1 pseudogene is annotated in these 3,024 nt (G+C 39.5%); it reads right to left on the minus strand.

The annotated features are described in order from the left end of the window. Nucleotides 1-2,455 (minus strand): annotated as a pseudogene (locus ACFIJ7_RS08445) (hypothetical protein); the annotation flags it as partial. Nucleotides 2,456-3,024 lie beyond the last annotated feature (569 nt).

Consider the following 3,024-nt stretch of genomic DNA (forward strand, 5'->3'; position numbering starts at 1 on the left):
GGGTAATGTCTTTTTCAATCTCTTTGGTAATTTCATCCTTAACATTCTTGAATGTATCTTTAACGTTTTCGAATGAAGTTCCAACACCAGCAAAGGCAGTCGCAACATCGTCATAAGACTTATCAGTCGCAGTGCCATCTTTATTGAAGGTCTTAACCGTGAATGTAGGAGCAACCCATGCACCATTCTCATAGCTAGCAGCACCGCCTAAAGATTTTGCAACACTGCTCCCTAATGTATGAAGCTGTGAGCCATTAACGGCGTCTGTTGAAGTTTCACTGATAGCTCCAGCTGCAAGAGACGTTATCTTGCTGTTTTCTTGTGTTACTACAACTGTGCCGTCTTCTTCTTCTTTCGTCTTTTTATGCTGCGCTACAAAGGCATTAGCAGTTTTACTCCAATTCAATGAATCACTTTTTGCATCCGCAATCTCTTTGGTAACCTCTTTTTTAATATTCGTAATAGAATTATTCACATTTGAGAAAGAGGTACCAACTCCAGCAAAAGCTGTTGCTACATCATGATAGCCTTTATCTTCTGTTTTCCCATCTTCTTTCACGCTCTTAACCGTGAATGTAGGAGCGGTCCATGTTCCACCATCATACTTAGCACCACCGCCAAAATAACTTGCAACACTGTTCCCAAGAGTATGAAGCTGATTGCCCGCTACAGCATCGCTTGAGGTTGCAGTAACGTCACCATTTGCAAGGGATGTAATCTTGCTGTTTGTTTTGCTGTCCTTTTCCCCATGCAAAGCTACAAAGGCGCCTTTAGTCTTGTCCCACAACAAGGAATCGCTTTGAACAAGGGTAATGTCTTTTTCAATCTCTTTGGTAATTTCATCCTTAACATTCTTGAATGTATCTTTAACGTTTTCGAATGAATCACCAACACCGGCAAAGGCAGTCGCGACAGTGTCATAAGACTTCTCAGTCGCAGTGCCATCTTTATTGAAGGTTTTAACCTTGAATGTAGGAGCAACCCATGCGCCATTCTCATAGCTAGCAGCACCGCCTAAGGATTTTGCAACACTGCTTCCTAGGGTATAAAGCTGATTGCCCGCTACAGCATCGCTTGAGGTTGCAGTAACGTCTCCATTCTTAAGTGATGTAATCTTGCTGTTTGTTTTGCTGTCCTTTTCCCCATGCAAGGCTACAAAGGCGCCTTTAGTCTTGTCCCACGACAAGGCATCACCTTGAGATGCTTGAGTAATATTGCTTAGTTTTTCATCAAACTTTTTGATCTCATTCGCTAGATGCGTATTCACATTCTTGACACTCGTATCAAGACCCGCAAACGCACTACCAACATCATTGAAGCTTGTCTTTCCCACTTTACCATCTTCAGAAACATTGGAGATTTCGTAAGTCGGATCAACCCAACCATCGTCAAGATTAGAGGAAACGTTAGTAAGATCAAAGCCAGAACCACCGCCTAAAGCTTTTGTAGTATGGTTAAAGTCTCTAGCAATGCTCATGAAACTTGAACCCATATTAGACAAGGCACTAAATAGATCGAAAGAGTCGGAGGACATCGCGTGGCCGTTCTGGTAGTTCGCTGCAGGTATGAAACCGTACGACCAATTTCCATTCGGAGTCAAGCCAGTACTACCGCCAAAAGCCTTCGCAATCTCTTCGCCCAATTTATGAATCTGGGAACCATTTACCGCTTCGGTTGAGTCTTTTGTGGTCTTACCAGCAGCAAGATTAAAAATAATCCGAGGTTCATTGTTACTATTCATAATATTTATTTTTTTTAATGGTGAGGCAGCAGCAATAGTTACCGCCCTTTCTTCATCATCCCGACCTAATCCACGGATTAAACCTTCTATATTCTTATGCTGATCATGACCTTGAGATAGATTATTTTGTTTCTCTTCAATAGCAGGGGGATTCTTTATCTCAGCAAGTTCAAGTTGATGATTTAAACTTGTGAAAGCACTTTTCACGCTAGAAAATGCATCCGCTACATTCTTAGAACTTTCCTTCTTAGAACTTTCCTTACCCGTAAGTGCAGTATCAAGTGCAGGTTGCGTTTGAAACTTAATATTAGGATTTAAATTTCTGAAAGCATCTTCATCCTTAGAACTTTCCCTACCCGCAAATGCAGTCTCAAGCGCAGTATCAAGTGCAAGTTGCGTTTGAAACTTAATATTAGGATTTAAATTTTTGAAGGCATCTTCATCCTCTATAAATGCAGAGCCACTATCTTTATATAATTTACTGCCAACAACATAGGCTGGTGGAATGGCTTTAAGCACATTTGTACCGCCACTAAAACCGCTTGATATGTTATTAAAAATCTGAGTATTAGCAGAAACAGGAGAAATATTTGATAAAAAGATAATCACTGAAGCCAATGAAAGCGCTTTAATAAAAAGTAATTGATAAAGCGAGAAAGAATTTTTAAAATCATTCACCACTGGCGCTTTTGATGTGGTATATAATTTTTTCATAACAAATTCTCCAAGTAAAAAAACATATTCAGAACATAAAAAAAACACATTTCAGCGCTAGGGATGATTTTGTGGTGTGGTTTTGTTTGTTCTTTACAAAGTTTAGGTTTGTCGCAGAGACGAACGGAAGTAATTAGAGCTTCGGCAAGGCTGCGATTAAGGTTGATTAGCGATTTGGTTAATGGGTTTTTGATTTTTTTCGCCTTTAAGAAGGGTTCTCTTTTTGCAACAAAATTTCTGAATTTGAGGGGGAGAAAATAGATAGAACGGATATGATGAAGGCATGTTTGTATGCTATTGTTAGATCTGCGGTTTATAGTTTTTAAAGTGAAAGAGATCATTTTGTATGCTTAAGAGGCTATAAGGTATAGTTGCGGAAAAAGGTTAAGTTGTCCGGCGAATGATTTAGAGTATTTGTTGTGAAATCATTGCGCTTTTATCGTAGGGATAAGCGACATACTCTCGAGTTTTAGATTTTTTCGCTTGAAGAGCTTTAAAATAAAACGAGGATAGTTGTGTGATTTTTTCATGATCCGTCGCACCTCCCTTTGCGAGAACTTTTTCTGTTT

The organism is Bartonella sp. MR100HLJHH (assembly GCF_042194215.1).
GTDB lineage: Bacteria > Pseudomonadota > Alphaproteobacteria > Rhizobiales > Rhizobiaceae > Bartonella > Bartonella grahamii.